The organism is Caulobacter sp. AVps16 (genome assembly GCF_058681455.1).
Map to the genome: position 1 here is coordinate 2,684,478 of NZ_CM178739.1, position 25,919 is coordinate 2,710,396.

The following is a 25,919-nucleotide window of genomic DNA, read 5'->3' on the forward strand; positions in this document are numbered from 1 at the left end:
CTTTCGCGGCAGCACACAAGCGCAATGTGGCATTATTATCACAGCAACTTGCTGGCCGGCGCGCCCCAGCCGACGACGGCCGAGCCCTGGGCGACCTCTACCGTCAGCAGACCGGCGGATCCGGCCGCCAGATCGGTGACCCGCATGGCAGCCGTGTGAACGAAGCTCGGGGTCGCCAGTTCCACCTCGCGGACCACGACCGCGCCGTTCAGTACCCGCAGTCGCCAGGCCTCGCGGGCTTCGCTGAGCGGAACCTCGCCGGCCCAGACGTCGCCGCCCAGCCGGTCGCGGCGGATCCAGCCGATCCGGCGATCCCCGCCGGCCGCCGTGACCCTCAGATGGGCCGGGGCCAGGGGCCTGAGCGCCCGACCGCGCCAGACGGCCTCGACCTGGGTCATCGACGAACCGGCCGGTGGCCCGCCCGCCGGGGCCGCGCGGATCCACAGGGGCATGCCCCGCTCGAACGGCGCGACCTCTAGCCGGACCAGGGCGGAGTCGAGCAGGACGGCAGGGGATCCGGCCGCCAGCACGACGTCGCTGGCCGCCCCGTCCCTCTGGCCGCGCAGAAGGCCCGACAGGGTCCAGACATCCTCGGCCACCGCCTCGGCCGTGGTGAAGCCGATCACCTCCCAGTCGCCCGAAGGGGCCAGCACCGACAGGCCGTTGTCGCCGGCCAGGACGGCCGACAGGTTGCGGCTGATCAGGCTCGTCCCCTCCAGCCGCACGGTCAGGCGGCCGGACCGGTCCAGTCGATGGGGCGAGGCCGGCGGCAGGTCCGTCAGGGTCACCCCGACCGTGGCCGGGGTGCTTGCACGGCCGCGCAGGCTCAGACCGGTCCGGTCGCCGCCGGCATGGAGATCGAACGGTCGCCAGGGCTCGGCCGCGACCGCGACAAGAGGCCGGGCGTCGTCGCGGCTGGCCGGCAGGTCCAGCACCTGCAGGACCGGTGGCCCGACCGGCTCGCGCGGCGGGGCCGGGCTCCAGTCCGGCCCCGCCGCGACTGCGGTCACGGCCGGAAGCGGGGCCAGGGTGGCGCGCGGATGCTCGTCCAGATCGACCCGCACCACCCGCCAGGCCTCGCCGTCGAAACCGAGGCGATCACCGGCCTCCAGCCGCAGCGCCGCCAGGGGGGCCAGGTGAAGGACCGTCTCGGTCTGGGTCGCGGCCGAGCGACCCAGCAGGCGACGCCCGACGGCCTGGGCCTCGGCGGGGGACATGACGATCGGGGCGTCGGCGTCGGCCGTCCCCTCCCCGTCGGAGCGGCGCACGATCACCGCGCCGGTCTGGTAGTCGCGGCCTGCATCGATGAAGCGCAGCCGCAGGGCGCGGGCGGAGGCGACCAGCGCACGGCTGGCGGCCGTGGCGGCGGGACGATCCTCGGGCCAGGCCAGGTCGGCTTCACCCAGGACCTGCTGGACGGCACCGGTCAGGGACACCAGCCGCACCCGATCGCCCCGCTCAACCGCGTCGAGACCGAAGGCGGCGGTCAGGGGGGCGAGGGCGTCGCGCAGCCGCATCGGCCGGTCCACCACATAGCCGGCCACCGCCCCGCCGGCCTCGCCCGGATCGAGCGTCACCCCGGCACGCGCGGCCAGGGCGACGACCAGCTGGGCCAGGGGCGCGATCCCGGCCCGGCCGTTCAGCCAGTGGCCCAGGGCCCAGTTGGCCGCATCGCGCCAGACGGTGTCGCGGGCCGGGAAGTCCGGAAAGGGCCGGGCGTCCCAGCACCAGGCGCTGGCCGCCTCGATCATCGGACCGCCATAGACCGGCGAGAGCGGATTGGCGGTCGGGTCGGCCAGCCAGTCCAGTACCGCCTCCAGTATCAGCCTTTGGCCAAAGGCGTCCGGCGCGCCGCTGGAATAGGGCGGCAGGCGGCTTTCCGCGCTCTTGGGATCGACGAACAGGTTGGGGGCATTGGCACCCCGGTCGACGGCGGGACAGCCGAATTCGGTCAGGCGGATCGGCTTGGAGCGCGGGACCCAGGCGGTCGGCGCGGCCGATCGCACCCCGCCGGGCCGGTCATGATGCGGCTGCGACCACCAGCTCTTCAGGTCCTTGGGCCGGAACATCCAGGCCTCGCCATGGGCCCCGTCGGTAATCGGGGTGCGGGTCTGGGCGTCGCGGTCGGCGGGACTGGCATAGAACCAGTCAAAGCCCTCGCCGCTGGTCAGGCGGGCCCGCAGATAGGCGGGATCGTGCGGACCCAGAAAGCCCGCGGCCGCATCCAGATGGCCCTCGCCGTCCCGCCAGTCGCTGACCGGCGGATAGTAGTCGATGCCGACGAAGTCGATGGCCGGGTCAGCCCAGAGCGGATCGAGGTGGAACACGGCATGGCCCGAGCCGTCGCGGGGCTGGTGGCCGAAATACTCGCTCCAGTCGGCGGCATAGCCCAGACGGGTGCCGGGCCCGACCATGGCGCGCACATCGGCGGCCAGGGCCTGTAACTGGGTCACGGCCGGATAGGTCCCGCCCGGTCCGCGCACCGTGGTCAGGTCGCGCAGTTCCGATCCGATCAGAAAGCTGTCTACGCCACCGGCCAGGGCCGCCAGCCGGGCATAGTGCAGGATCATCCGCCGAAAGCCCCAGCCGCTGCCAGAGAAACTGGGCAGGCCGTCGCTGTCGCCGAACTGGCCGGGGGTCGCGGTCCCGAAGAAGGCCGAGACCTGGGCGGCGGCGGTCGCGGTCCCGTCCGGCGAGCCCGCCTGGCCCGGCGCCGGATGGCAGGTGATCCGCCCCCGCCACGGATAGGCCCCCTGCCCGCCGCCGCCATGGGGATCGGGCAGGCCAGAGCCGTGCGGCACGTCCATCAGCACGAAGGGATAGAGACTGACCTTCAGTCCCCGTCGCTTCAGCTCGGCAATGGCCTGCAGCACCGCCCGATCGGACGGCGTGCCGCCATAGGCCGGCCCGCCGTCATGGGTCGAAACGAGGTGGGCCTCGCTGCGCCCCACCCCGCCCGCCCGCCAGTCGAAGGCCAGGGTCGCCTTGGCCGGCTGGTCGACGCCCGGCCGGATCTCGCAGGCCCCGCAGCGCAGGTCGGTGCCGAACCACGAAACCACCAGGGTGACGTGATCCACAGCCGGCAATTGCGCCTGCAACTGGTCGAGCGACACCAGCAGATCGGGCCGGCCCTCGGTATTGTTGACGTTCTCGGCCGTGGTGCGGGTCAGGCCGTCGCGCCGCAGCACGGCTTCGGTGGCATAGACAAACTCCCCCGCGCCCGGGATCAGGCAGACGCCCTTCAGCCGCGCCTCCAGACCGGTCGGCGACCCGGGCCGGCGAAAGACCTCGAACGACAGCTGCGGCGGCCGATGGCCATAGGGCTCCAGCGGCAGGTCCTCGAACACCACATAGGCCAGACCGCGATAGGCCGGGGCCGAGCCTTCGATCGCCTCGATCAGCGGATCTGGGGTCTGGTCCTCGCTGCCCAGATGGACGCGCATGGTCACGCCGGTCAGGTCCATCACCCGGCTATCGGCCCAGACCCGGCCGATCCCGTCGATCGGTCCCTCGGCCACCGCCACGGCGAAGGACAGGCTGTAACCATAGCTCGTGGTCTTCTGACCCTTGCTGCCCCCGACCCGGCCTTCGATCCGGGTCTCGCGAAAGCGCGCCGCCCAGATCACATGGCCCCCGACCCGTCCCTGGCCGAAGACGCAGGGCATGGCCGCGCCCTCGGCAGCGCCGGTGATGCGCAGTTCCGGGATCCGTGGTCCCAGCTGGCGAGCGGGCGACAGGGCGTTGATCACGGCGGTGTCCGCCGCTCGCCCCAGCATCGCACCGACAAAACCGCCGACCGGCCCGCCCAGGGCCGCACCGACGGAAGAGAGGATCACCTGGGCCATCTTGGGGGTTCCCTTGAAACATCAATTCAACCGCTCTTCCCGGCGAAGGCCGGGACCCAGAGTCATCCACAGCGGTTGGGGATGACGTGCCTACGGCCGGACCCGAAATCGCAACCGTTCAGGTCTCGAGCTGGGCCCCGGCCTTCGCCGGGGAGAGCGGGATATTGAGATTGTCGACCTGGAAACCGGAACGCCGCGACCCGGCGCTCGCGCCACCAGCGTCCGAGCCAGGATTCGACACAGGCCCGGCCCCAATAGGCGTGGATCATCCGGTCCGGCGCCGACAGGATCGCGCAGTGCTTGGCCATGGCCCCGGGCTGAATGCGGAACACCAGAACATCGCCGGGAAGGACCTCGGACAGGGCCAGGGGCAGGAGCCAGCGGCCGAGGGCCTCAAGCAGGACCTCGCCCTCGCCGATCTCGGCCCAGTCGGGACGATAGGGCGGCGGAACCTCGGGCTCCTCGCCTTTAAGGGCCCGCCAGACGCCACGGACCAGGCCGAGACAGTCGCAGCCGACGCCGCGCAGGCTGGCCTGGTGCCGGTAGGGGGTGCCGAGCCACAGGCGGGCGGCAGCGAGGACCCGATCCTCCCCCTCCGGGGGAGGTGGCCCGGAGGGCCGGAGGGGGCAGCGCGGCGTCCGCCCGGATGGCCCCCTCAGTCGCTCCGCGACAGCTCCCCCAGAAGGGGAGCAGCTATCCCCACCCTCCCTCACCGCCGTCCCCCGTCATGGCGTTCGCCTTCGGTCGGGTAGAGGGTCAGGAAGTCTTCGCCCGGCAGGGTCGGAAAGCCCCTGAAGTTGAGGCCATTGGCAAAGGTCTGGACGCAGGTCGTCCAGCGCTTGTCGCACTCGGCCCCGGGCGCGACGGTGATCCCGCAGCGGCTGTCGCCGAGCACGGCGTCGCAGAGGCGGCCATAGGTGCGGCCCGCCACCCGCTCGAGATCGGCCAGGGGACCTGCGAGCGCCGCAGTGAAGGCTGACCCTTCACGGCGCAGGCTGGCGATGCGGGCCGTCCATAATCGAACCACCAGGTCCGGTCGTCGCCAGTCGACGCGAAGGCAAGCCACCCTGGCCCCGTCATAAAGTCCGGCCGCGATATCGGCCTCGCTCAGAGCCCCGTCGTCGAGCGCGCCGAGGGCGGCCGACAGGCCGGGCGCGAAGCCGGCGGCGGTCTCGAAGGCTCCGGCGGTCCAGCCCGTGGCCGCACGACAGGTGACGCCGTCGACCACCAGGTCGCGGTCATGGTCGGTAAAGCCGAGCATCGGGCCATCGGCGCGGGTCAGGATCCAGGCGTGGCACAGGCTGGCCGCGTCGCTGTCCAGGCGCTCGGCCAGGTCGGTGGGGACGGCGCGCATCAGAGCCGGACCTCGACCAGGGGACAGGCGGCGATCCGGGCGGCGGCAAAGCCCTCCATCTGCAGGTCCAGCCGGTCGATGTCGAAGCGTACCGGGGTGTCGAACTCGAACCCCGCCGTCACCGCTGCCCCCGAGGCGGGCGCGACCGCCAGGGTGACAAGGCCGGTTGCCGCATCGACCCCATAGGCCGGCGGGGCCAGGACGACCCCGCCGACGGCGACCTTGACCGTGCCGGCGACCGGCTTGGCGATCGGCCGGACCACGGGCTCGGGTCCGGTCCCGTAGGTCCGGGTCAGTTGAAAGGTCCGGCGGGTGCCGTTGCCAAGCCCGATCGGCTGATCGCCGGCGGCGGGCTGGGTGGAGGGGGCGCAGGACTTGAAATCGGCCGGATCGCGGAAACGAAAGCCGTGCAGCCGTCCACGCCGGGCCTCGAAGAAGGCGACCAGCTCAGCCAGCTCGTCGAGCGGCCGGGCGGCCGTGGCGATCAGATAGCGCCGCCGTCCCTGATCCCAGGGGCTGGACCGGCGCTCGTGCCCCGAAGCCAGGGTGACCACCTCGGTGCGCCGTTCGACGCCACTGGTACAGCCGAAGGCCAGCCGCGCCGGCAGACGGATCTCGTGGAAGGCGCTCATCGGCGGCTCCTGGATTTTGGGGTGTGGATGGACGCGGCCAGCGCCGCAGGCCCCCTCCTGACCGCTGCGCGGTCGTCCTCCCCCGGAGGGGGAAGACGCTCTCATCTTCCCCCTCCGGGGGAGGAGCGCCGCAGGCGCGGAGGGGGCGAGTGACAGGACGGCTGGGGAGCAGACCGCGATTAAGTCTGCGTCATGACCTGGTTTTCACTTCGTTTGCGGCGAGCCAGCCCGTAGGTATTGGCTACGAACTGGAGACCGTCATGGACTGGAAGAACCTGTTTTTCTCGGCTGAGGGCCGCATCGGCCGCCAGGCCTTCTGGATCGGCTGGCTGTGCCTGCTGGGTGCCAATGTCGTGGCCGGCTGGGTGCCGTTCTTCGGCTGGGCCCTGTCCCTGGCCTCGATCTGGTGCTCGATCTGCATCCACTCCAAGCGCCTGCATGACATGGGTCAGACCGGCTGGTGGCAGGTCCTGCCCTGGGTGTTCGGCCCGGTCCTGGTGTTCGGCTCGGCCATCTCGATCGGCGTGTCGGCAGCCCTGGCGGCGATCGGCAACGGCGAGCCGGATCTCGCGGCCCTGACCGCCCTGGGCGGCTTCTTCATCTCGCTGTTCGTGGCCTTCGCGGTCTGGCTGGCCTTCACCCTGTGGGTCGGCTGCAGCACCGGCCAGCCCGGCGACAACAAGTACGGCACCGCGCCGAATACGGCGGTGGCGATCTAGTCAAGGGCCCCCTCCTGGCTGCTGCGCAGCCATCTGCCCCCTCCGGGGGAGGAGCGCGAAGCGCGGAGGGGGCAAGTCTCCGGCCTAAAGCCCCCTCGCCCCCAGGCTCACCGCCCGGGCGAGGGCCTGGGCCAGCTGGGCATCCGAGCGGGCCAGGCCCGCCCTGTCTCCGCCCTGGACATTGACCGTCACCGACACCCCGCCGCCCGACAGCGGCTCGACCGAACCGGCCCCGGCCGGGCGAAACACCTCCGGGCCCCGCTCGCCGACCAGATAGGCCCCGCCCGGCAGCACCGGACCGCCCTCGGCCCGGGTCCCGGCGAAACTGCCCGACACCGCGCCCGAAAGGGCCTGGGCCAGTCCCCCGCCCCGGATCGCCGCGCCGGCGGCCCCGATCACCGCCCGCGCCAGTTCGGCCAGAGAGACCTCACCATCTGCGGCCGCCTGGGCCAGGGACCTGGCCAGGCTGGAACCGGCCCGGGCAAAGGCCACGTCGATCGACCGCGCCGCCCGCTCGGCCGGAGCCTTCAGGGCCTCCAGCGAGGCCGAGGCCTCGGCGGCCCGGGCCGGGACGGAGCCCAGGCCCTCAAGGTCGAAATCGCTCATGGCGGGGTCTCCTCATCGGGAAAGCGGGCAATCAGGGCCTCCAGCCCCGGCCGGGTCAGGCCCGTGACCGGAGCGGTCGCCGTCAGCATCCGCCACTCGCGCAGAGACAGCCGCCAGAAGGCCTCGGGCGGGATCTGCAGCGACACGGCCAGCCGCAGGGCCTGGCTCCAGCCGGTCATGCGGCGGCTGCCAGGGCCGCCGCCACGGCGGCGACGGCTTCGGGCACGGTGACTGCCCCGAGATCGGCGGGCTCGCCCGCGATCAGGGCCGCCAGCACGGCCATCAGCTCGCGCGCCGACAGGGTCTCCATTCGGGCCGGCAGCTCGCGCCAGTCGGTCAGGCCCAGAGCGCCCTCGATCCGGGCCAGGGCCCCGAGGGTCAGGCACAGGCAATGGGGGGTTCCGGCGAGGCGGACGGTGGCCTCGCCTCGGGCGGGGTTGGGGGGTGTCATGTGGGGTTTTCCTTTGTCGTCACCTGCCCCCTACGGATCGCTTCGCGATCGTCTTCCCCCGGAGGGGGAAGATGAGATCGCCGCCCTTCATCTTCCCCCTCCGGGGGAGGAGCGCCGAAGGCGCGGAGGGGGCCAGTGCCGGCCGCTCTAAATCGCCGTGAACGTCACCGCCCCTGCCGAGGCCAGGCTCAGGGCGAAGGCCGCCTCGCCGTCGTGGTCGCCGGCATAGTCCAGGGCGGCCACCAGGAAGGGCCCCTCCAGCTGGCCGAAATCGGGGATCACCAGCCGCCAGATGCGGGCCGACTGGTCGAAGAAGCTCTGGCGCACCTGGGCGTCGGAGGCGGCGTCGCGGAACACGCCGGCCCCTGACACCGCGCAGGTCCGCACCCCGGCCCCGGCCAGCAGCTCGCGCCAGCGGCCGGCGCTGTCGCTGTCCGTGGTGTCGATGGTCCGGGCATTGAGACTGAGGGTCCGGGTCCGCAGGCCCGCGACCGTCACGAAGGTCGGGGTCGGGGCCCCGTCGCTGATCTTCAGCAGGATATCCTTGCCGGCTTGAGCGGCCATGGGTGGGCTCCGTTTCTAGAGGGGCTCGGTCACCGCCCGCACGCGGACGATGCCGAGGGTCAGTTCGCGGTCGGCGGCGGGGAAGACGTCGGCATAGGCGACGCGCAGATTGACCAGCCGGCGGCCGGCAATGGTCGGGCGGGCGTCGTGGATCACGGCGCGGACGGCGGCGACCACCGCCCTCGCCTCTTCGGGGCCACCGAACCGCGAGACGCAGGTCAGGGTCAGCAGGTGCTCGACCACCTCGCCCTCGACGATGCGGCTCTCGGTGCGGCTGACGGCCAGGCAGGGATAGGTCGGCACCCGCGGGGCGCGGGCATAGACTCTTTGACCGAGGATGGCGGTGACGGCGGGCGCGGCCCTGAGGGCAGCGACGAGACTGTCGGCGAGGGCTTGATCGCTCACAGGCGGGCCTTTCGGTAGGGGGCCAGCCACGGCTCGACCAGGGCAAAGGGCGGCTCGGCCCCGTCCCGGTGCTCATAGGCGTGGGCGACCAGGGTCAGGACCGCCAGCCGCAGCGGGGCCGGGCTGGCGGGGGTGAGGGTCAGGCCGGTCGCCGCAGCGACGCGGGCCTCGGCGGCGTCGATCAGCAGGCTGACCGTGGTGTCTTCCGAAGCGTCGGCCACGCGCAGGAAGGCGCGCGCCTCGCTCAGGGTGAGGGCGTTGGGCATGGGATGGGGGCTTTCTGGAAGGTGGGTGACTTGCCCCCTCCGCGCCTGCGGCGCTCCTCCCCCTCCGGGGGAGGAGGGTCGCGAAGCGGCCCGGAGGGGGCAAGGGGTCGAACTTACGAGACCGCGAACTTCAGCAGCTTCACCGCATCAAAGTTCTGCACCCCGCCGCCGACGCGCTTGGTGGTGTAGAAGAGGACGTGCGGCTTGGCCGAATAGGGGTCGCGCAGGACCCGCACCCCGGCGCGGTCTACGATCAGATAGCCCTTCTCGAAGTCGCCGAAGGCGATGGCCAGGGCGTTGGCCGCCACGTCGGGCATGGCCTCGATCTCGGTGACCGGGAAGCCCAGCAGGCTCGCCGACTGGCCCGGCTGCAGGGCCGCGTTCCAGATATAGTTGCCTTGCGCGTCCTTGAACTTGCGCACCGCGCTGACCGTGCGGCGGTTGAGCACGAACCGGCCGTTCTGCCGGTACTGGCTTTTCGTCGCATAGATCAGGTCGATCAGCTTGTCGGTCGGATTGCTCGCCGCAAAACCGCCGGCCACGCCGGTGGCCACATAGCCGACCTGACCCCAGGTGTAGGACGCGTCCGGCGCAGCCGTATAGGCCAGCAGGCCCTTGGGCTTGTTGACCCCGTCACCGGCGACGAAGGCACTGGTCTCCTGGGCCGCGAAGGCGTCCTGCACTTCTTCTGCCAGCCACTCGTCGATGCTGACATAGGCGTCGTCGAGCAGGGCCTGGGTGGCGGCGGGGCTGGCATAGAGCTCGCCGGCTGGGAAATCGATCACGTCCAGGGTCGGGGCCGTGGTCTCGGGCCGGGCGGCGGTCTCGGCCACCCAGGCGGCGGCCAGGCCCGTGGGCGAGACCGGCTTGCGGAAGGTGCCGGCGCTGATGGTGCGGACCTGGCAGATCTCGCGCATCGGGCTGGTGGCCGCCAGACGACGCAGGATGGCCCGCTCCAGCTCGGGCGGGGCCACATAGCCGCCGGCGGTGGCCACGCCTTCCGACAGGCCCTTGGCCTCCAGCAGGAGGGCCGGGGTCTCGCCGGTCTTCACATAGCGCTCGAAGGCGGCCTTGCGCTCGTCGACCCGGGCCAGCGGCACGTCGCCGGCGAGGGACGGCCGCCGCGCCTCGGCCAGCATCCGGTCCAGCCGGTCCTGGGCGCGGGTGACGGCCTCGTCGATGCGGCCGACCTTTTCCTCCAGCAGCACATCGGCCCGCTTGGTCTCCAGGGCCGCCAGCCTCTGGTCATTGGCGGCCTTGAAGCCCTCGAAGGCGGCCAGCACCTCATGCAGCATGGCACGCGCCTCCGGCGTGGCCGGGGCCTGTTTGGTCTCTTTCATGGGGGTCTCCGAAGAGGATTACCCTTCTCCCCCTGCGGGAGAAGGAGGGACCTGCCGGCCACACGGCCGGTGGGAGGATGAGGGGTCGCGCCGACGTCGCCGTGCGACCCCTCATCCGGCCGCTGACGCGGCCACCTTCTCCCGCAAGGGGAGAAGGGAACTTGGCTTGTCCGCAGGTTCAGGCCAGGCTGGCGACATGACCGACCACGCCACGCCGAACCTGCCGTCGCGCGACTTCGAGACCACCGCGCGCTTCTATGCGGCGCTGGGGTTCGAACAGGGCTGGCGCGACGCCGGCTGGATGATCCTGGAGCGCGGGTCGCTGACGCTGGAATTCTTTCCCTATCCGGACCTCGACCCGGCCCAGAGTTCGTTCGGCTGCTGCCTGAGGCTCGACGACCTCGACGGCTTCTATGCAGTCTGCAAGGCCAGCGGTGTCCCCGAAAAGACCACCGGCTGGCCGCGCCTGCACCCGCCCCGCGACATGGGCCCGATCATCATGGCCGCCCTGATCGACCCGGACGGGACGCTGCTAAGACTGATCCAGAACGACGCCTAGCCGCGCCCCCGGCAGCATCGGAAACGTCACCACCGACACCTCCCAAAGCTCCACCCGCGTCAGCACCCGCAAGCTGCCGTCCTGCCGCGCCTTGACCTGACGAAAGCCGATCGACAGGCCGTCCAGCGCCCCGGCCTCGACCAGGGCGGCGACCAGCCTTCCGCGCGGCGTCGCGCGCAAAATCCGGCCACGGACGAACAGGCCCTTGGCGTCCTCGGTGATCTCGTCCCAGACGCCGACGGGCTCGGCGTCGTCGTGCTGGTGCAGCATCTTGACGCCCGCCGCGCCGCTCTCGGCCAGGCTCTCGGCGAAGGCCCCGGCGGCGGTGACGTCGTCATTGAGGTCGCGGGTCCAGAACAGCGAGGCATGGCCCTGGATGGGCAGGTCGTCGGTCATGGGGGGTCCTTTTGTCTGGCGGACTTGCCCCCTCCGGGCCTGCGGCCCTCCTCCCCCGGAGGGGGAAGATGATCCCATCTGCCCCCTCCGGGGGCGGACGACCGGCGCAGCCGGTCAGGTGGGGGCGAGTGACGGGATCGCTCAGTCCAGCTTGGCCTCGATGCGGTCCAGGGCGGCGCGGGTGGCGGCGGCCTGCTCCTCCAGCCGGGCCAGGCGTTCAGCGACCGGGGTCTGGGCGTCGAGGCGGGTGCGCATCTCGTCGATCCGGGCCGAGGCGCGGCCGGCCCACAGCAGGGCGGCGGCGGCCTGGAGGATCAGGGTGACGATCAGGGCGAGCGGTACCTGACGGTCGAGCCGCCAGGGGGTGGTGGTGGTGGGCATGGGGGTGGGTCCTTGATCGGGGCACTTGCCCCCTACTGACCGCTTCGCGGTCGTCTTCCCCCGGAGGGGGAAGATGAAAGCGCCCACCTCATCTTCCCCCTGAAAGGGGGAGGACGGCTGCGCAGCAGCCAGGAGGGGGCCCTGCTGAGTCAGCCGTCCAGCCCCGCCAGCCTTCGCCGCTCCTGCGGCGTCAGGAAGCTGGCCGCCTCCAGCCGGGCCCAGAGGGCGTCGCGTTCGGTCGAGAGGGCGGGGACGGCGTCGAGGTCGGGGGCGATGCGGGTACCGGGGAACCTGACGCCCAGCCAGGCGGTCAGGGCGCGGGCCGCCCGTTCGGCCAGGGGCACCACGGTGTGGCGCCAGAAGGCGGCATTGGCCTCGCGGTAATTGGCATAGGTCGCATCCCCCGGAATGCCGAGCAGCTGGGGCGGCACCCCGAAGGCCAGGGCGATCTCGCGGGCGGCGGCATGCTTGCCGTCGGTGAAGTCCATCTCGGCCGGGCTCAGGGACATGGCCCGCCAGTCGAGCCCGCCCTCCAGCAGCAGGGGCCTGCCCGCGTTCAGCGCGCCGGAATGGACCCCGGCCAGCTCGGCCTTCAGGCGGTCGAACTGTTCCTCCGACAACCGGTCGCCGGCGTCGCGATTGGCATAAACGAGGGCCCCGGACGGCCGGGCCGAATTGTCCAGCAGGGCCTTGTTCCAGGCGCTCGAGGCATTGTGGACATCGATGGCGAAGGCCGCTGCCTCCAGCGGCGAGAGGCCATAATGGTCGCTGGTCGGATTGAAGAGCTTCAGGTGCAGCACCGGCAGCCAGCCGCCGGCGTCGCGCCCGATCCGCACGCTGCGCCCGCCGGCCTGGTAGTCATAGGCCAGGGGCCAGCCGCGCGGACCGGGAACCAGGGTCATGCGGTCGGGCCGCAGGGCATAGAGCTCGGCCGGCTGCTCGCCCTCCCCCGCTGCCTCGAGATAGGCATTGCCGGCGGTCTGCAGGTTGCCGAAAAAGGCCTCCATCAGATCAGGCCCGCCCTGTTCGGGATTAGGCCTGTGCAGCAGGCGCTGCAGCGGATGGTCGGGCGCGCGCCTGCCATCGTGAAACACCACGAGCGGCGTGGCGGCGGCGGCCTCGGCGATCATCCGCACACAGCGATAGGCCACCGGGTTCCTGGCAAAGCCCTCGGACGCCAGGGCGGCATAGTCCCGCGGCGTCCACTGCGGCCGCCCTCCGGTGGTCAGGGCAATCAGCCGGGCGGCGCGGGAGTCCTTCTGCTCACGCCCGGACTGGGGCGGACGGGGTTTTCGGAACAGGGGCATGGGACGCTCCGGTTGAGAACAAATGGGGAACATGTTAGGGTTGTTCATCGTCACTTGCCCCCTACTGGCCTGCGGCCGTCTTCTCCCGGAGGGGGAAGATGAAGGGCGGCGATCTCATCTTCCCCCTCCGGGGGAAGACGACCGCGAAGCGGTCCGTAGGGGGCAAGTGGCCAGCCAAGAAAGGATCCGCCAATGCCCCAGCCCAAACCCACCGTCGCCAACGCCCGTCGGCTACGGAAGGTCATGACCTCGCCCGAGGTGATGCTGTGGTTCGCCCTCCGACGCGGCGGGCTGGACGGTTTAAAGTTCAGGCGCCAGCACCCGATCGGGCCCTATGTGCTGGACTTCTTTTGCGCGGCAGCGCGGCTGGACGTGGAGATCGACAGCTACTTCCACTGTATTGACGGGCGTCCAGCGCGGGATCTGGCGCGGGACCGGTGGTTGCGGGATCAGGGGATCAGAACCCTGCGGATTCCGGCGCATGATGTGATGGCATCAGTGGACGGCGTGCTTGAGGTGATCAGGGGGCATCTGGACCCCTTGCCCCCTCCGCGCTGACGCGCTCCTCCCCCGTAGGGGGAAGACGGCTGCGCAGCAGCCAGGAGGGGGCAAGTGTCACAGCCCCCTCACCCGCGGCACCCGCTCCACCCCCAGCATCAGTTCGGTCACCGCCCAGACCAGGGCATCGGCGCGGTCGGGGCTGTGGGTCAGGTCGGTGGTGCCGAGGGCCATCAGTTCCTCCTCCAGGGCCGTGAAGGTGCCGCAGTGAACCACGCGGCCCTGCTCATAGAGGGCGGCCACCGGCTCGGCGCGGGCGCGTTTGGCCAGGGTGGCCCGGACCAGTTTCACCGCGCAGGGCGGATCGGCCTGGGCCAGGACCGCCCGGACCATGTCGCCGCCCTGGTTGGCTTCGGCCACCAGGGCCTGGGCATCGAAAGCCTTGGCGGCCTCCACGGCGCGGCGGGCCCAGCCATGGGGCGACAGGCCCTTGGCCGAGCGGTCGGCCAGCACGAAGGCGCGGCCGTCGACCCGTCCTACCACCACGATCCCGCAGGCATCGCCGCCGGCCGTGGCCGGCGGGTCGACCGCCACCACCACCCGATCGAACTGCGCGGGGACGGCCCCGCGACAGCGGGCCAGGTCTTCGGCCCGGAACAGGCCGCCCTCGTCCTCGACAATGACCCCGTCCAGCTCCTGGGCCGCCAGGCGGGTGCCGCCATAGAGGCCCTGCAGGGTCGAGAGAAAGGCCGGGGCCAGGTTGTCGGCATTGGCCGCCGTACCGGCCCGGGTCATCGCGACACCGGGCTCGGCGATCAGGGTCTTCAGCGCCCGGATCGGCCGGGGCGTGGTGGTAATCACCAGCCGGGGATCCTCGCCCAGCCTCAGGCCAAACCGCAGCATGGCCAGGGTCTCGGCCGGTCTGGACCAGGCGCAGAACTCGTCGGCCCAGGCGGCGTGGAACTGCGGTCCGCGCAGGCTGTCTGGGTCCTCGGCCGAGAAGGCATGGGCGACGGCGCCGCTCTTCCACACCAGCCGCTTGCGCGTGGCTTCCCAGCGGGGCCGGTCGTCCAGCGGCGACAACGCCTTGAGGCCCGACGGCCCCTCGATCATCACTTCGCGCACGTCATGAAAGGTGGGGCCGACCAGGGCAATGCTTTTGGGCTGGGCGATGCGGTCGGCCACCCAGCGGGCCCCGGCGAAGGTCTTGCCGGCACCGCGTCCGCCCAATAACAGCCAGGTCGACCAGGGATCAGCCGGGGGGCGCTGATGGCACTCCGGCGGCCGCAGGCTCGGCAGGCACGCCGCCACCAGGTCCGGCGGTGTCGTCTCCAGCCATTTGTTTAGTTTCGCGATCGTCGAGAAGCTTCGCCATCCGCCGACGGACTTCGGCATGAAGGTCTGCGATGCGCTCGACTGTCCATTCAGATCGGTCATTCATCGGGGTCTCCTCGGCATCCGACGGGGCCGGGCGCGACGGCAGGGCGGTGATCGCCGCCACCGCGCGTTGTCCGGCATCGCGGAACAGTTTCAGGGATCGACCGGCCCGCGCCATCTGCCCGGCGGTCTGCAGGCGAGCGACGGGCGGGTCACTCGCGGTCGTCTCACACGCCGCCTTGGCCGCCTCGACATAGTAGGCGGTGACCAGGTCCTGCACATAGGCAAGGGCGGCTTCGATCTCTTCGCTTCTCTGGGCCATGACACAAAGATACGGGACCAGCGGGCGCCTCTGATCCAGGGACGCGAGAAAGTTTCAGGGTGTTGATTTTGCTGGGTTCCAGGCGCGGAACGCCGGGGATCGAGGGCAGCCAATCCCCGTGGTGGGACCGGCGGCACGGGGCCTCCGGGCGCTGGGAGCCTGTGGATAACTTCAGGGGGCGGCGTACTGGCCCCCTACGGGCTGCTGCGCAGCCGTCTTCCCCCGGAGGGGGAAGATGAAACGCGCGGACCCCATCTTCCCCCTCCGGGGGAGGAGCGCGTCAGCGCGGAGGGGGCGAGTGTCGGTCGCCCCTACCCCTCGTCCGGATCGTAGAACTCGTCCCCGCGGTCCTTCATCAGGTCCAGGGCCACGAAGTCCATGGCGTCTTCGGCGTCCTCGAAGGCCAGCTCGGTCACGGTCTGGTCGCGGACCGAAATGCCCTGCTTGTGGGTGCTGTCGGGGTCGCCGGTGACCAGGGGGTGCCACTGGGGCAGGGTCTTGCCCTCATGCAGGCGGCGATAGGCGCAGGAGGAGGGCATCCACTCCAGGTCCTCGATATTGTAAGGGGTCAGCTTGATGCAGTCGGGCACGGTCTTGCGGCGGTTCGCATAGTCCTTGCAGCTGCAAAGATGCTCATCAAACAGCTGGCAGTGCACACGCGTGGGGATGACCTCGCCGGTATCTTCGTCTTCGAAGCGAACCAGGCAGCAAAGACCGCAGCCGTCGCATAGACTCTCCCACTCGGGGACGGTCATTTGCTGCAGGGATTTCGTCTCCCAGAAAGGTTTGCGCGCCATCATGCGGGCGTCCTAAACCGGATTTAGGCTGAGACCAAACAGGGCCGTATCGAAACCGTGAACGACTGGACGCTTCCCCCGTACCGTTTCGAAGAAGGCGGCCGTCCTCCGCAGAAGCCGGAGACGACCTTTGGCGCGTCGCCCCCGCCGCCGCCACCGCCGCCCGAAGACCCGTTCCGCCTGTCTCCGGACCCTGCGCCTCAGCCGCCGCCCACGCCCGAGCCCGAGCTCCCGCCGGAAGAGCCATTCCGTGCCGATCTCGCCCATCAGAAGGCCCGCAAGAAGGCCAAACGCTTCGGCTGGGTCTGGAAGACCCTGCTGGTCGGCCTGCTGCTGGGCATCCTGACCGCTGGCGGCGGGGCCGGCTATGTCTGGTGGAAATACCTGCGCGACACGCCGAAACTGCCGACCCGCGAGGCCCTGTTTGCGGTCAATCGCGCGCCCGGCATCCGCTTCGAGGACAAGAACGGCCAGGTCATCGCCACCCGCGGCCCGCGCTATGGCGAACGGATTACCCTGGCCACCGTGCCCAACTATGTGCCCCTGGCCTTCATGGCCGCCGAGGACCGGCGGTTCTACCAGCACGGGCCGATCGACCTGCGCGGCATCGCCCGCGCGGCCGTGGTCAACTGGAAGGCCGGCCGCACCGTCCAGGGGGCCTCGACCCTCAGCCAGCAGCTGGCCAAGGGCCTGTTCCTGACGCCCGACCGCACGGTCAAGCGCAAGCTGCAGGAAATGCTCATGGCCCATGAGCTGGAAAAGGTCCTGACCAAGGACGAGGTGCTGGAACTGTACCTCAACCGGGTGTTCTTCGGGGCCAATACCTTCGGGGTCGACGGGGCCAGCCGGACCTATTTCGGCAAGCCCGCCAGCCAGCTCACCCTGTCGGAAGCCGCCCTGTTGGCCTCTCTGCCCAAGGCCCCCTCGCGCCTGGCCCTGACCCGCGACATGAGCGGAGCCCTGGCCCGCTCGCGCCTGGTCCTGGCCAATATGCGCAAGGAGGGCTGGATCACCGCCGAGCAGGAAAGCCGCGCCCTCGACGACACCCCGCGCCTGTCGCCCCTGGCCGTGCAGGACGAGGGCAATTACGGCTGGGTGCTGGATTTTGCCACCAGCGAGGCCGTGCGCATCGCCGGCCAGAACGCCCCCGATCTGGTGGTCCGCCTGACCATCGATCCGGGCCTGCAGAAGCTGGGCTCCGAGACCGTGCGCCAGGCCATAGCCTTTGACGGCGAGCGGGCCGGAGCCAGCCAGGCGGCCCTACTGTCCCTGTCCGCCGACGGCGCGATCCGGGCCATGGTCGGCGGCACCGACTATATCGAAAGCCCCTTCAACCGCGCCGTCCAGGCCCGCCGACAGCCGGGCTCGACCTTCAAGCCCTTCATTTATGCCGCCGCCCTCGACAAGGGCGTGCTGCCGACCGACATCCGCATCGACGGCCCGGTCAAGTTCGGCGACTGGGAACCGGGAAACTATGGCGGCGGCTATCGCGGTCCGATGACCGTGGAACAGGCCCTGGTCAATTCGACCAATACGATCGCCGTGAAACTGGGCCAGGAAGCCGGCGGTCCGGCGATCGGCGAACTGGTCCGGCGCTTTGGCATCACCAGCCTGCCCCCCAGCCCGGATCTTTCGGTGGCGCTTGGGTCGTATGAAGTAAACCTGCTGCAGCTGACCTCGGGCTTCCAGGTGTTCCAGCAGGGCGGCAACCGGATCGAACCCTATGTGATCGAGAGCATCGTCACCCAGGGCGGCAATCCGATCTTTGCCCGCCAGGGTCCATCAACGCCCCTGGCCGTCTATGACGTTGCCCGGGCCTCGATGATGGTCAAGATGATGAAGAAGGTCGTGACCGAGGGCACCGCCAAGCGCGCCGCCTTCGGCCGTCCGGCAGCCGGCAAGACCGGCACCAGCCAGAACTGGCGCGATGCCTGGTTCGTGGGCTTCACCCCCGACTATGTCACCGGCGTCTGGGTCGGCAACGACAACGACAAGCCGATGAACAAGGTGGTCGGCGGCGACATCCCGGCCAGCATCTGGCGACGGTTCATGCTCAGCGCCCACCAGAACCTGGCCGTGCGCGACTTCCCCTGGCTGTTGCCCGATCCGGCCCCGGAGAGTGAACCCGACCCCCGCAACGGCTATTACGAGACCCTGGCGGCCGAGTTTGGCCGCGTGGCCTCGGAACTGGAGGCAGCCGCCGTCGCCCCGCCGGGGCCAGAACAGCCCGGTCCGGACAACCTGCCCTACTGACGGGGCGACGCAACGGCGCCCTCGACAACCTGCCCTCGCCTCGCCACGGTCGCGCCAGACTGCGGGGAGACAGAGCATGACCGACCAGACCCTTGCCGGCCGTATTGTGCTGGTGACCGGAGCCTCGTCCGGCATCGGGGCCCACCTGGCCCTGGCGGCCGCCCAAGCGGGGGCCGGCGTGGCCCTGGCGGCGCGGCGCACCGACCGTCTGGCGGATCTGGTCGAGCAGATCCAGGCCGCCGGCGGCAAGGCCCTGGCCGTGGCCATGGATGTCGAGGACGAAGCCTCGGTGATCGCGGCCTATGACGCCGTCGAGGCGGGTCTGGGGACCCCGGACGCGGTGATCGCCAATGCCGGGATCAGCATCCAGGGCTCGGCCCTCGACATCGCCATCGACGACTTCGACAAGGTGCTGGCGGTCAATACCCGCGGCATGTTCCTGACCGCCCGCGAGGGGGCCCGACGGATGATCGCGGCGGGATCACCGGCCAGCGGCCGGGGCCGGGTGCTGCTGGTCGCCTCGATCGGGGCCCATACCGTACTGCCCGGCCTGACGCCCTACTGCACGTCAAAGGCGGGCACGGCGATGATGGGCAAGAGCCTCGCCCGCGAATGGGCGCGCAAGGGGATCAACGTCAATGTCCTCTGCCCCGGCTATATCCGCACCGAGCTGAACAGCGACTGGTTCGACCAGGAAGGCGGTCAGAAGCTGGTCGCCAGTTTTCCGCGCAAGCGCCTGATGGCCGAAAGCGACCTGGCGCCCATGGCCCTGCACCTCTGTTCGGATGCCTCGGCCACGATCACAGGCGGGGTGTTCACGGTGGATGACGGCCAGTCGCTTTAGAGCTTTCGGTACAGCCAGTCCCCCGGCAACCCCATCCGCAGACAGGCATCGCCGGGCGGCGCACCCGGCACGGGAAGGCGATCGGCCAGGCCCGCCGCCAGCCGGATCATCGGCAACTCCAACGGCCTCGGCAGCCATTCCGCGCCCAGACCGAGCACCCCACGCACTTCCGCCGGAACCAGCCCCACCGCCGCCCGGATCAGGGGGCGTTGCAGCAGGCTGACGGGCCCCGGCGCGATCTTGGTCTCCCGCATCAGGGTCAGGAACTCCAGCACGATGTCCGAGGCCTCGAGACGCGGCAGCATGGCCGCCAGCTGGGCCTCCCAAGCCGCCCGCGAGGTCGGGGCACCGGTCGCGCCATAGAGCCGCGCGGCAGGCTGGGCCTCGGCATAGAACCGGTCCTTTTCGGCGGCACCCAGAGGCGAGACCAGGGCGCTGTAGGCTTCCAGAAAGCCGAAACTGGCCGTGGCCTGCACCCAGTCCAGCAGCGCCACATCCGAGGCGCGATAGGCCTCTCCGCCGGGAGTCACCCCCGCCACCCGGGCATGCTGGCGGCCGATCCCGGCGATCATGGTCTCGGCAACCGACCGCGCGCCATAGACGGTGACCATGGCCGCCAGCCCTGTCCGCTTCAGCCGGGTCAGGGGATCGCTGCGAAAGCTGGAATGCTCCCAGACGCCGGTCCGCACACGGGGCTCGGCCAGTTCCAGAATGACCGCCGTCACCCCGCCGACAAACAGGGCGACCGGGTTCTTGAACACGCGCCAGGACACCGAATCAGGCGCGGCCAAGGCTGGCTCGCCGGCCGGCATGGTGAAGTCGATGCGCGGCCCGCCGGGGGTTTCGATGAGGTTTCGAACGGATCGCGCCAGCATGGCCCCTAATCGCCCCGCCCGGGCTTGACGAACAGGTTGCAGGGGGTCGTCATCATCTGCCCGATCTCGCTGCGCAGTGCGCCCAGGATGGTATGGCATGGCTTTCGATCCCGACAAGACCGGTGCACGGATCGCGCCCCTGTCGCCCGAGGCGATCATGCTGCCGGCAAGGCCCGAGCCGATCCCGGTCGATCCCAGATCCACGGCCGTGATCGTCATCGACATGCAGAACGCCTATGCCTCGCCCGGCGGCTATCTGGATCTGGCCGGGTTCGACATCAGCGGCGCGGCCGCAGTAATCGAGCAGATCCAGGCCGTCCTGCCCGTGGCCCGTGCGGCCGGAATGCAGGTGATCTTTTTCCAGAACGGCTGGGACGACCAGTATGTCGAGGCCGGCGGCCCCGGCTCGCCCAACTGGTGGAAGTCCAACGCCCTGAAGACCATGCGCGCCAAGCCCGAACTGCAGGGCAAGCTACTGGCCCGCGGCCAGTGGGACTATGAGCTGGTCGATGCCCTGAGGCCAGAACCGGGCGACATCTGCCTGCACAAGACCCGCTATAGCGGCTTCTTCAACAGCCAGCTGGACAGCGTCCTGCGGGCGCGCGGCATCCGCCATCTGGTCTTTGTCGGCATCGCCACCAATGTCTGCGTCGAGTCGACCCTTAGGGATGGCTTCATGCTGGAATATTTCGGCACCGTGTTGGAGGACGCCACCCATCAGGCCGGCCCGGATTTCGTCCAGAAGGCGGCCCTGTTCAATATCGAGACCTTCTTCGGCTGGGTCTCGACCACGGCGGACTTCAAGGGAGTCTTCGGACAGCTGGCACCGACCGCATAAACTCCGCTCTCCCCGGCCTTCGCCGGGGAGAGCGGGTTTGAAGAGCAAGAGGACACGAAAAATGCCCAAGACCGTCATCACCCCGCCCGGCACGGGAACCCCGATCGCCCCCTTCTCGCCCGGCACCCTGGCCGACGGGATCGTCTATGTCTCGGGCACCCTGGCCTTCGACAAGGACAACAATGTCGCCCATGTCGGCGATGCCGAGGCCCAGACCCGGCAGGTGCTGGAGACCATCAAATCGGTCATCGAGACCGCCGGCGGCACGATGGACGACGTGACCATGAACCACATCTTCCTCAAGGACTGGGCCGACTACCAGACCATAAACAAGGTCTATGCCGAGTACTTCCCGGGCGAAAAGCCGGCCCGTTACTGCATCCAGTGCGGCCTGGTGCGACCTGACTTCCTGGTCGAGATCGCCAGCGTCGCCCATATCGGCAAGCGCTAGCCGATGATCGTCTCGGGCACGGTCGACGGCCTGTATTATGAACTGCACGGCGGCCCCATCGCCGGGCGTGAGGTCGTGCTGCTGTCCTCGGGCCTGGGCGGCTCGGGTGCCTTCTGGGCACCGCAGATGGATGCCCTGCGCGCGAAGTTCCCGGTCGTCCTGTACGGCCACCGGGGCACGGGCCGCAGCGTCCGGCAGCTGACCCAGCCGCACGCGGTGCAGGCCATGGCCGACGACATCGTCAAGGTGATGGACGCCCTGGGCCTGGCCCGCGCCCATGTCGTGGGCCACGCCGCGGGCGGTAATGCGGGGCTGGCCCTGGCGCTGTCGCACCCCGACCGGTTGGCCAAACTGGTGGTGGTCAATGGCTGGTCGCGGCCTGATCCGCACATCAAACGCTGTTTCGACACGCGGATCTGCCTGCTCAAGAACAGCGGGATCGAGGCCTATGTCCACGCCCAGCCGATCTTCCTCTATCCGGCGACATGGCTGTCGGAGAACCATGACCGGCTGCAGGCCGAGGAACCACACCACGTGGCCGGCTTCCCGCCAGAAGAGGTGATGCTGGCCCGGATCCAGGCCCTGCTCGACTTCGACATCGACGACCGCCTTGGCGAGATTCTGCATCCGGTTCTGGTCAGTGCCAGCGCCGACGACATGCTGGTCCCCGTCGGCTGCTCCATGCGCCTGGCCGAAGGCCTGCCCAACGGCCAGCTGGAGGTCGCCCCCTGGGGCGGGCACGGATTCACGGTGACCGATCCCGAAACCTTCAATGCGGCCTTGCTGGACTTTCTGGAGGGGAACGGATGATCGCTCGCCTCCGATCCCGCTCTCCCCGGCGAAAGCCGGGGCCCAGATCAAACCCGCAGCCTCTCGGATCCGGATCGGTCGCAAGGCGCGAACACCCCAAACACTCAGGATGAATCTGGGCCCCGGCTTTCGCCGGGGAGAGCGGATTTAACAAGCCCAAGGAACCCCACCCATGCAGGTCGGCGTCTTCATTCCCATCGGCAACAATGGCTGGCTCATCTCCGAGACCTCGCCGCAGTACAGGCCCAGTTTCGAGCTCAACAAGGAGATCACCCTCAAGGCCGAGAAGTACGGCTTCGACTTCGCGCTCTCGATGATCAAACTCCGCGGGTTTGGGGGGAAGACCCAGTTCTGGGAGCACAATCTGGAGAGTTTCACCCTGATGGCGGGCCTGGCGGCCGTGACGACCAAGATCAAGATCTTCGCGACCGTCGCCACCCTGACCATCCCGCCGGCCATCGCCGCGCGGATGGCCTCGACCATCGACTCCATCGCCCCGGGCCGTTTCGGCCTCAACCTGGTCACCGGCTGGCAGAAGGCCGAGTACAGCCAGATGGGCCTGTGGCCCGGCGAGGCCCACTATACCGACCGCTACAACTACCTGGCCGAATACACGACCGTGCTGAAGGACCTGCTGGAGACCGGCGTCAGCGACTTCAAGGGCCAGTACTTCCAGATGGATGACTGCCGGGTCAGCCCGCACCCGAAAGAGACCAAGCTGATCTGCGCGGGCTCATCCAATGAGGGCCTGGCCTTCACCGCGCAGTATGCCGACTACAGCTTTGCCCTCGGCAAGGGCGTCAACACCCCGACGGCCTTCGGCTCGGTCAATGACCGCCTGAAAGCCGCCGCCGACAAGACCGGCCGGGATGTCGCCAGCTTCCTTCTGTTCATGATCATCGCCGACGAAACCGACGAGAAGGCCATGGCCAAATGGCAGCTCTATCGCGACGGGGCCGACCAGGAAGCCCTGGCCTGGCTGACCCAGCAGGCGGCTCCCAATGCCCAGGCAGGGGCCACGACCAACACCACCCAGCTGGCCGCGCCGGAATCGGCCGTCAACCTGAACATGGGCACCCTGGTCGGGTCCTATGAAAGCGTGGCGCGGATGCTGGACGAGGTCGCGGCGGTTCCGGGCACGGCCGGGGTCCTGCTGACCTTCGATGACTTCGTGCAGGGGGTCGAGGATTTCGGCACGAGGATCCAGCCGCTGATGACGAGCCGGAACTAGGCTGGGTAGATCCTCCCCCATTGGGGGAGGTGGCCCAGAGGGCCGGAGGGGGCAGCGCGGCCTAAGCCCAAATGGCCCCCTCAGTCGCTCCGCGACAGCTCCCCCAGAGGGGAGCAGCTCTCCGCCTTTAATCCACCGCCAGCATGCCCAGCAGCTGCAGGCGGAACGTCATCACACTGCCGGCGGGAATCGGGCCGACGTCGCGGTCGCCATAGCCCAGGGCCGGCGGCACATAGAGGATCCATTCGTCGCCGACCTTCATCAGGGGCAGGGCTTCGAGCCAGGCCTGGACCAGACCCTCCAGCGGCATGATCGCCGCCTGCTTGCGCTCAAATGAGCTGTCGAAGACCGTGCCGTCCAGGAGCTTGCCTTCGTAGTGCACCTTGATCAGGTCACCCGATTTGGGCGACGGGCCCGTTTTGGGGCCCGAGGTCAGGACCTTGTACTGCAGCCCCGACGGGAGAACGACCACCCCCGGAGCCTTGGCGTTGGTCGCCAGAAAGGCATCGCCGGCGGTCATGGCGGGACGGCTGGCTGGTGGCGCGGCAGGGGTCTGGGCGGAGGCCATTCCTCCTGCAAAAAGCGCCAAACCAAGGGTCAAACAGGCAAAGCGAAGCATTCGAAGTCCTGAACAAGAAATTTTTTTCTACGCCTGAGAATAGGCCCTCTAAAGGCCAAGGCAAGCAAGTTTTACAAAAAACCTAGATATATCAATTAGTTAACCTAGAAATTCGCCCGCCGGGCGAATTCGGATAACATGTTCGATCTGATTTCACGCCCTTATGTCGAGATTGTGACCCCTGTTAACCAAGTTTTAAGATCCTACTTGGGTCATGATCGTAATTGACCAGCATCAAGGCTGGATAGGGAGGTTCGACATGCCCAGACACACCGGCGCCTGCGCCGCCCAGCGCCACTGGTGGCAGCGCTATCCGATGTTCGCCCTGGCCGCCGGCTGGGTGATGATCGGGGCCGTGATGATGGCCGGCGTCTCGCAGCTGCGCATCTAGTCTCACGGCACCACCGGGTCGCTCCAGCGCGTCACCCGCCGGTCGAATCCACCACAATAGTTATGGTCTTGCCGCGCGAGTGCGGATCCCATCCGGCCGCGATGGCCGAAGCGATGGCCTTGGCGACCAGGGCCGTTGCGATATGGGCCGGCTTCAGCAGCGGGGCCCCATAACGCGGCTCCGGCCCTGCCGGGAACTCCATGACAACCTCGCGCTGGGCCTCCTTGTGCCGCGCGGCGATGGCCATGCCATGCCTGACCGCAGAGTCGCTTGACCAGCCCGGCTGGCGATGCAGCCGCCAGACATAGGGCTCGCCCTCGACCACGATATCGAATTCCGGGCTTTGCTTGGTTCTTGCCATAGCCGGGTGTTAACCCGGCAGACGCGTCCAGACCACCCACCCCTGTCGCCTGACGGTCGCATTTTCGCTGGCCTTGCAGCCACATGACCGCTAACCGCGCGTTATGATCCAACCTCATCCCTCTGGCGGCTACATCCTCGACGAGCTTGTGGTCGGCATGGTCGCCGAAAAGCTGGTCGTCGTCACCGAAGAGCGTATCGCGCGGTTTGCCGAAGCGTCCGACGACTTCAACCCCGTCCACATGGACGAGGCCTTCGCCTCACGGACCGCCTATCGCGGCCGTATCGCCCATGGCCTGCTGTCGGCCTCGTTCGGTTCGGCCGTGGTCGGCACCATTCTGCCCGGGGCCGGTGCGATCTACCTAGGCCAGACCCTGGCCTTCCACAGGCCCGTGCGGATCGGCGATACAGTTTCAGCCCGGGTCACGGTGGCGGCGATCGACGAAGCCGGCGCACGGGTGGTCCTGCGCTGCGAGGCCTATGTCGGCGACGACCTGGTCATGGACGGCGATGCCACCGTCCGCGTGCCACGCCGCCGCCGCCCGGCCAAGGCCTGACTCAACCGCGCGAAGGTGCCGCCTCGAAAGCGCCATCGAAGCAGTGCTATAGGCTCTCCCTCACCTCCCCTGCCCGATGACCGTCTTGCGCCCGCTCAGAACTCCTCTCCTTGCCATCGCCGCCCTGGTGTCGACCCTGACAGTCGCCGGCTGCGCCACCCAGACCCACGAGACGGTCTATATCCCGGTGGTTGCCCCCACGCCGCCGAGTTCGCTGACGCCCCAGCCCGTCGTGCTGTTCAACCAGACCAAGGCCGGCCGCAAGCTGTTCACCCTGGACGCCGAGTTCCCCTATTGCGACGTCGAGACCGGCAAGGTCATCGTCGTCCCGCGCTGGTATGTCACCGACTTCGCCAGCGTGCCCTGGTACGGCCAGGGCTTTGTCGATCCCCAAGGGCCGACGGCCCGCGCCGCCATCGTCCATGACTGGCTCTATGCCGTGGGCGAACCGGGCAAGCGCGAGGAGGCAGACGCCATCTTCCTGCGGGCCATGCTCCGCTATGGCGTGCCCAGTTTCCAGGCCAACATCGCCTATCAGGCGGTCCGGACCGGCGGGGAAAAGGGCTATGGCCTGCCCGGCGACTGGTGGTTCGTCGACCCCAAGCGGCAGGAGATGCGGCAGCCTCAGCCCTTCCCCAAGCCTCGCACCGGTGCCGTGCGGGTCATGCCGCGATGCCAGGGCTTCTCCGCCCTGATCCAGTCCGGCTGGCGGGCCTATCCGATCAAGGCCCCCACGGTCTATGTCCCGCCCCCCGTGGTGGTGACCAAGACGCCTCTCGATCAGGTCAAGCAAAGCCTGCCCTGGGGTGGCGACCGGAAGAAGTAACGCGCTGCGGTGACCTTAAGCCGCAGTCCCTGAAGGCGATTGAGG

Annotated in this window: 31 protein-coding genes; 12 read left to right on the plus strand and 19 right to left on the minus strand. The window is 69.4% G+C overall.

Going from position 1 to position 25,919, the window contains the following annotated elements; genetic code table 11:
* Positions 1-38 precede the first annotated feature (38 nt).
* The 4 genes from ACW17U_RS12895 to ACW17U_RS12910 all read right to left on the minus strand — a co-directional run bounded on the left by ACW17U_RS12895 (position 39) and on the right by ACW17U_RS12910 (position 5,831).
* Positions 39-3,845: a baseplate multidomain protein megatron gene (locus ACW17U_RS12895; RefSeq protein ID WP_492052900.1), complete on the minus strand. Its 3,807-nt coding sequence runs from the start codon at positions 3,843-3,845 to the stop codon at positions 39-41.
* A gap of 62 nt (positions 3,846-3,907) precedes the next feature.
* The gene (locus ACW17U_RS12900; RefSeq protein WP_492052902.1) at positions 3,908-4,558 is read right to left on the minus strand and encodes a C40 family peptidase; all 651 of its coding nucleotides are present in this window, start codon (positions 4,556-4,558) and stop codon (positions 3,908-3,910) included.
* Complete coding sequence (locus ACW17U_RS12905) at positions 4,555-5,199, minus strand: phage/gene transfer agent baseplate hub protein (RefSeq protein WP_492052904.1); 645 nt, start codon at positions 5,197-5,199, stop codon at positions 4,555-4,557. Before ACW17U_RS12905 ends, ACW17U_RS12900 begins: the two co-directional genes overlap by 4 nt.
* On the minus strand, positions 5,199-5,831 hold the full coding sequence (locus ACW17U_RS12910) for a phage distal tail protein, Rcc01695 family (RefSeq protein WP_492052906.1): 633 nt from the start codon (positions 5,829-5,831) through the stop codon (positions 5,199-5,201). Before ACW17U_RS12910 ends, ACW17U_RS12905 begins: the two co-directional genes overlap by 1 nt.
* A gap of 260 nt (positions 5,832-6,091) precedes the next feature.
* Between ACW17U_RS12910 and ACW17U_RS12915 the strand changes: the two genes are divergently transcribed.
* A complete protein-coding gene (locus ACW17U_RS12915) occupies positions 6,092-6,550 on the plus strand; it encodes a DUF805 domain-containing protein (protein WP_062144578.1) in 459 nt (152 codons plus the stop codon).
* An 84-nt stretch (positions 6,551-6,634) separates the two neighbouring features.
* Here ACW17U_RS12915 and ACW17U_RS12920 read toward each other — a convergent pair whose 3' ends face one another.
* The 7 genes from ACW17U_RS12920 to ACW17U_RS12950 form a co-directional block, all read right to left on the minus strand.
* Positions 6,635-7,156, minus strand: a complete 522-nt coding sequence (locus ACW17U_RS12920) for a phage tail tape measure protein (protein ID WP_492052908.1) — start codon at positions 7,154-7,156, stop codon at positions 6,635-6,637.
* Positions 7,153-7,335 carry a phage tail assembly chaperone gene (locus tag ACW17U_RS12925; RefSeq protein WP_492052910.1) on the minus strand — a complete coding sequence of 61 codons (183 nt, stop codon included), beginning with the start codon at positions 7,333-7,335 and terminating at the stop codon, positions 7,153-7,155. Before ACW17U_RS12925 ends, ACW17U_RS12920 begins: the two co-directional genes overlap by 4 nt.
* Entirely contained in the window at positions 7,332-7,607 is a 276-nt protein-coding gene (locus ACW17U_RS12930) for a GTA-gp10 family protein (protein WP_492052912.1), read from the minus strand. The genes ACW17U_RS12925 and ACW17U_RS12930 overlap by 4 nt, the downstream gene beginning before the upstream one ends.
* Positions 7,608-7,754: 147 nt before the next feature.
* Positions 7,755-8,171 carry a phage major tail protein, TP901-1 family gene (locus tag ACW17U_RS12935; protein ID WP_062144568.1) on the minus strand — a complete coding sequence of 139 codons (417 nt, stop codon included), beginning with the start codon at positions 8,169-8,171 and terminating at the stop codon, positions 7,755-7,757.
* Between the two features lie 15 nt (positions 8,172-8,186).
* Positions 8,187-8,576 carry a DUF3168 domain-containing protein gene (locus ACW17U_RS12940; protein WP_492052914.1) on the minus strand — a complete coding sequence of 130 codons (390 nt, stop codon included), beginning with the start codon at positions 8,574-8,576 and terminating at the stop codon, positions 8,187-8,189.
* Positions 8,573-8,842 (minus strand): head-tail connector protein, encoded by a 270-nt coding sequence (locus tag ACW17U_RS12945; protein ID WP_492052916.1) that lies wholly within the window; start codon positions 8,840-8,842, stop codon positions 8,573-8,575. The genes ACW17U_RS12940 and ACW17U_RS12945 overlap by 4 nt, the downstream gene beginning before the upstream one ends.
* A gap of 113 nt (positions 8,843-8,955) precedes the next feature.
* Positions 8,956-10,182, minus strand: a complete 1,227-nt coding sequence (locus tag ACW17U_RS12950; protein ID WP_492052918.1) for a phage major capsid protein — start codon at positions 10,180-10,182, stop codon at positions 8,956-8,958.
* A gap of 196 nt (positions 10,183-10,378) precedes the next feature.
* Here ACW17U_RS12950 and ACW17U_RS12955 point away from each other — a divergent pair, with 196 nt between their 5' ends.
* Positions 10,379-10,741, plus strand: coding sequence for a bleomycin resistance protein (locus ACW17U_RS12955; RefSeq protein ID WP_492052920.1), 363 nt, complete (start codon positions 10,379-10,381; stop codon positions 10,739-10,741).
* Here ACW17U_RS12955 and ACW17U_RS12960 read toward each other — a convergent pair.
* The 3 genes from ACW17U_RS12960 to ACW17U_RS12970 form a co-directional block, all read right to left on the minus strand.
* Complete coding sequence (locus tag ACW17U_RS12960) at positions 10,715-11,137, minus strand: HK97 family phage prohead protease (protein WP_492052922.1); 423 nt, start codon at positions 11,135-11,137, stop codon at positions 10,715-10,717. The genes ACW17U_RS12955 and ACW17U_RS12960 overlap by 27 nt on opposite strands.
* Before the next feature lie 141 nt (positions 11,138-11,278).
* Complete coding sequence (locus tag ACW17U_RS12965; protein WP_492052924.1) at positions 11,279-11,518, minus strand: hypothetical protein; 240 nt, start codon at positions 11,516-11,518, stop codon at positions 11,279-11,281.
* Positions 11,519-11,667: 149 nt separating this feature from the next.
* A complete protein-coding gene (locus tag ACW17U_RS12970; RefSeq protein ID WP_492052926.1) occupies positions 11,668-12,873 on the minus strand; it encodes a phage portal protein in 1,206 nt (401 codons plus the stop codon).
* 144 nt (positions 12,874-13,017) lie between these two features.
* On the opposite strand from ACW17U_RS12970, the gene ACW17U_RS12975 reads away from it, so the two are divergent.
* On the plus strand, positions 13,018-13,383 hold the full coding sequence (locus tag ACW17U_RS12975) for an endonuclease domain-containing protein (RefSeq protein WP_492052928.1): 366 nt from the start codon (positions 13,018-13,020) through the stop codon (positions 13,381-13,383).
* 57 nt (positions 13,384-13,440) lie between these two features.
* On the opposite strand, the gene ACW17U_RS12980 is transcribed toward ACW17U_RS12975, so the two are convergent.
* Together ACW17U_RS12980 and ACW17U_RS12985 are read right to left on the minus strand one after the other, a co-directional pair.
* Complete coding sequence (locus ACW17U_RS12980; RefSeq protein ID WP_492052930.1) at positions 13,441-14,760, minus strand: DNA-packaging protein; 1,320 nt, start codon at positions 14,758-14,760, stop codon at positions 13,441-13,443.
* A gap of 573 nt (positions 14,761-15,333) precedes the next feature.
* Positions 15,334-15,822, minus strand: a complete 489-nt coding sequence (locus ACW17U_RS12985; protein WP_492052932.1) for a YcgN family cysteine cluster protein — start codon at positions 15,820-15,822, stop codon at positions 15,334-15,336.
* A gap of 54 nt (positions 15,823-15,876) precedes the next feature.
* Here ACW17U_RS12985 and pbpC point away from each other — a divergent pair, with 54 nt between their 5' ends.
* Together pbpC and ACW17U_RS12995 are read left to right on the plus strand one after the other, a co-directional pair.
* Positions 15,877-18,072, plus strand: coding sequence for a multimodular transpeptidase-transglycosylase PbpC (gene pbpC, locus ACW17U_RS12990; protein WP_492052934.1), 2,196 nt, complete (start codon positions 15,877-15,879; stop codon positions 18,070-18,072).
* Positions 18,073-18,148: 76 nt separating this feature from the next.
* Positions 18,149-18,916, plus strand: a complete 768-nt coding sequence (locus ACW17U_RS12995; protein ID WP_492052936.1) for an SDR family NAD(P)-dependent oxidoreductase — start codon at positions 18,149-18,151, stop codon at positions 18,914-18,916.
* Here the strand turns inward: ACW17U_RS12995 and ACW17U_RS13000 are convergent.
* On the minus strand, positions 18,913-19,791 hold the full coding sequence (locus tag ACW17U_RS13000; protein ID WP_492052938.1) for an oxygenase MpaB family protein: 879 nt from the start codon (positions 19,789-19,791) through the stop codon (positions 18,913-18,915). The genes ACW17U_RS12995 and ACW17U_RS13000 overlap by 4 nt on opposite strands.
* Positions 19,792-19,888: 97 nt before the next feature.
* On the opposite strand from ACW17U_RS13000, the gene rutB reads away from it, so the two are divergent.
* The 4 genes from rutB (at position 19,889) to rutA (ending at position 23,121) form a co-directional block, all read left to right on the plus strand.
* Entirely contained in the window at positions 19,889-20,629 is a 741-nt protein-coding gene (rutB, locus tag ACW17U_RS13005) for a pyrimidine utilization protein B (protein WP_492052940.1), read from the plus strand.
* A gap of 61 nt (positions 20,630-20,690) precedes the next feature.
* Positions 20,691-21,080, plus strand: a complete 390-nt coding sequence (gene rutC / locus ACW17U_RS13010) for a pyrimidine utilization protein C (protein ID WP_062144532.1) — start codon at positions 20,691-20,693, stop codon at positions 21,078-21,080.
* A 3-nt stretch (positions 21,081-21,083) separates the two neighbouring features.
* A complete protein-coding gene (gene rutD / locus ACW17U_RS13015) occupies positions 21,084-21,890 on the plus strand; it encodes a pyrimidine utilization protein D (protein WP_492052942.1) in 807 nt (268 codons plus the stop codon).
* 172 nt (positions 21,891-22,062) lie between these two features.
* Positions 22,063-23,121, plus strand: a complete 1,059-nt coding sequence (rutA, locus tag ACW17U_RS13020; protein ID WP_062144526.1) for a pyrimidine utilization protein A — start codon at positions 22,063-22,065, stop codon at positions 23,119-23,121.
* 127 nt (positions 23,122-23,248) lie between these two features.
* On the opposite strand, the gene ACW17U_RS13025 is transcribed toward rutA, so the two are convergent.
* A complete protein-coding gene (locus ACW17U_RS13025) occupies positions 23,249-23,740 on the minus strand; it encodes an FKBP-type peptidyl-prolyl cis-trans isomerase (RefSeq protein ID WP_492052944.1) in 492 nt (163 codons plus the stop codon).
* A 259-nt stretch (positions 23,741-23,999) separates the two neighbouring features.
* Here ACW17U_RS13025 and ACW17U_RS13030 point away from each other — a divergent pair, with 259 nt between their 5' ends.
* Positions 24,000-24,131 carry a hypothetical protein gene (locus tag ACW17U_RS13030; RefSeq protein WP_492052946.1) on the plus strand — a complete coding sequence of 44 codons (132 nt, stop codon included), beginning with the start codon at positions 24,000-24,002 and terminating at the stop codon, positions 24,129-24,131.
* 31 nt (positions 24,132-24,162) lie between these two features.
* Here ACW17U_RS13030 and ACW17U_RS13035 read toward each other — a convergent pair whose 3' ends face one another.
* The gene (locus ACW17U_RS13035; RefSeq protein WP_492052947.1) at positions 24,163-24,492 is read right to left on the minus strand and encodes a hypothetical protein; all 330 of its coding nucleotides are present in this window, start codon (positions 24,490-24,492) and stop codon (positions 24,163-24,165) included.
* A 103-nt stretch (positions 24,493-24,595) separates the two neighbouring features.
* Here ACW17U_RS13035 and ACW17U_RS13040 point away from each other — a divergent pair, with 103 nt between their 5' ends.
* Positions 24,596-25,048 carry a MaoC family dehydratase gene (locus tag ACW17U_RS13040; RefSeq protein WP_492052949.1) on the plus strand — a complete coding sequence of 151 codons (453 nt, stop codon included), beginning with the start codon at positions 24,596-24,598 and terminating at the stop codon, positions 25,046-25,048.
* A 76-nt stretch (positions 25,049-25,124) separates the two neighbouring features.
* Positions 25,125-25,874: a DUF1353 domain-containing protein gene (locus tag ACW17U_RS13045; protein ID WP_062144514.1), complete on the plus strand. Its 750-nt coding sequence runs from the start codon at positions 25,125-25,127 to the stop codon at positions 25,872-25,874.
* The last annotated feature ends 45 nt before the right edge of the window (positions 25,875-25,919 follow it).

Bases quoted from the DNA above. Each gene is read 5' to 3' on its own strand.
- ACW17U_RS12925 (WP_492052910.1), bottom strand. From the start codon at position 7,335: ATGACCGGCTGGAGCCAGGCCCTGCGGCTGGCCGTGTCGCTGCAGATC.
- ACW17U_RS12945 (WP_492052916.1), bottom strand. From the start codon at position 8,842: ATGCCCAACGCCCTCACCCTGAGCGAGGCGCGCGCCTTCCTGCGCGTG.
- rutD (WP_492052942.1), top strand. From the start codon at position 21,084: ATGATCGTCTCGGGCACGGTCGACGGCCTGTATTATGAACTGCACGGC.
- ACW17U_RS13025 (WP_492052944.1), bottom strand. From the start codon at position 23,740: ATGCTTCGCTTTGCCTGTTTGACCCTTGGTTTGGCGCTTTTTGCAGGA.
- ACW17U_RS12915 (WP_062144578.1), top strand. From the start codon at position 6,092: ATGGACTGGAAGAACCTGTTTTTCTCGGCTGAGGGCCGCATCGGCCGC.
- ACW17U_RS12955 (WP_492052920.1), top strand. From the start codon at position 10,379: ATGACCGACCACGCCACGCCGAACCTGCCGTCGCGCGACTTCGAGACC.
- ACW17U_RS12975 (WP_492052928.1), top strand. From the start codon at position 13,018: ATGCCCCAGCCCAAACCCACCGTCGCCAACGCCCGTCGGCTACGGAAG.
- ACW17U_RS12895 (WP_492052900.1), bottom strand. From the start codon at position 3,845: ATGGCCCAGGTGATCCTCTCTTCCGTCGGTGCGGCCCTGGGCGGGCCG.
- ACW17U_RS12905 (WP_492052904.1), bottom strand. From the start codon at position 5,199: ATGCGCGCCGTCCCCACCGACCTGGCCGAGCGCCTGGACAGCGACGCG.
- ACW17U_RS12985 (WP_492052932.1), bottom strand. From the start codon at position 15,822: ATGATGGCGCGCAAACCTTTCTGGGAGACGAAATCCCTGCAGCAAATG.
- ACW17U_RS12980 (WP_492052930.1), bottom strand. From the start codon at position 14,760: ATGACCGATCTGAATGGACAGTCGAGCGCATCGCAGACCTTCATGCCG.
- ACW17U_RS12995 (WP_492052936.1), top strand. From the start codon at position 18,149: ATGACCGACCAGACCCTTGCCGGCCGTATTGTGCTGGTGACCGGAGCC.
- ACW17U_RS13030 (WP_492052946.1), top strand. From the start codon at position 24,000: ATGCCCAGACACACCGGCGCCTGCGCCGCCCAGCGCCACTGGTGGCAG.
- ACW17U_RS13040 (WP_492052949.1), top strand. From the start codon at position 24,596: ATGATCCAACCTCATCCCTCTGGCGGCTACATCCTCGACGAGCTTGTG.
- ACW17U_RS12970 (WP_492052926.1), bottom strand. From the start codon at position 12,873: ATGAACAACCCTAACATGTTCCCCATTTGTTCTCAACCGGAGCGTCCC.
- ACW17U_RS12930 (WP_492052912.1), bottom strand. From the start codon at position 7,607: ATGACACCCCCCAACCCCGCCCGAGGCGAGGCCACCGTCCGCCTCGCC.
- rutA (WP_062144526.1), top strand. From the start codon at position 22,063: ATGCAGGTCGGCGTCTTCATTCCCATCGGCAACAATGGCTGGCTCATC.
- ACW17U_RS13000 (WP_492052938.1), bottom strand. From the start codon at position 19,791: ATGCTGGCGCGATCCGTTCGAAACCTCATCGAAACCCCCGGCGGGCCG.
- ACW17U_RS12960 (WP_492052922.1), bottom strand. From the start codon at position 11,137: ATGACCGACGACCTGCCCATCCAGGGCCATGCCTCGCTGTTCTGGACC.
- rutB (WP_492052940.1), top strand. From the start codon at position 19,889: ATGGCTTTCGATCCCGACAAGACCGGTGCACGGATCGCGCCCCTGTCG.
- ACW17U_RS12950 (WP_492052918.1), bottom strand. From the start codon at position 10,182: ATGAAAGAGACCAAACAGGCCCCGGCCACGCCGGAGGCGCGTGCCATG.
- ACW17U_RS12910 (WP_492052906.1), bottom strand. From the start codon at position 5,831: ATGAGCGCCTTCCACGAGATCCGTCTGCCGGCGCGGCTGGCCTTCGGC.
- rutC (WP_062144532.1), top strand. From the start codon at position 20,691: ATGCCCAAGACCGTCATCACCCCGCCCGGCACGGGAACCCCGATCGCC.
- ACW17U_RS12935 (WP_062144568.1), bottom strand. From the start codon at position 8,171: ATGGCCGCTCAAGCCGGCAAGGATATCCTGCTGAAGATCAGCGACGGG.
- ACW17U_RS13045 (WP_062144514.1), top strand. From the start codon at position 25,125: ATGACCGTCTTGCGCCCGCTCAGAACTCCTCTCCTTGCCATCGCCGCC.
- ACW17U_RS12920 (WP_492052908.1), bottom strand. From the start codon at position 7,156: ATGAGCGATTTCGACCTTGAGGGCCTGGGCTCCGTCCCGGCCCGGGCC.
- ACW17U_RS12965 (WP_492052924.1), bottom strand. From the start codon at position 11,518: ATGCCCACCACCACCACCCCCTGGCGGCTCGACCGTCAGGTACCGCTC.
- ACW17U_RS13035 (WP_492052947.1), bottom strand. From the start codon at position 24,492: ATGGCAAGAACCAAGCAAAGCCCGGAATTCGATATCGTGGTCGAGGGC.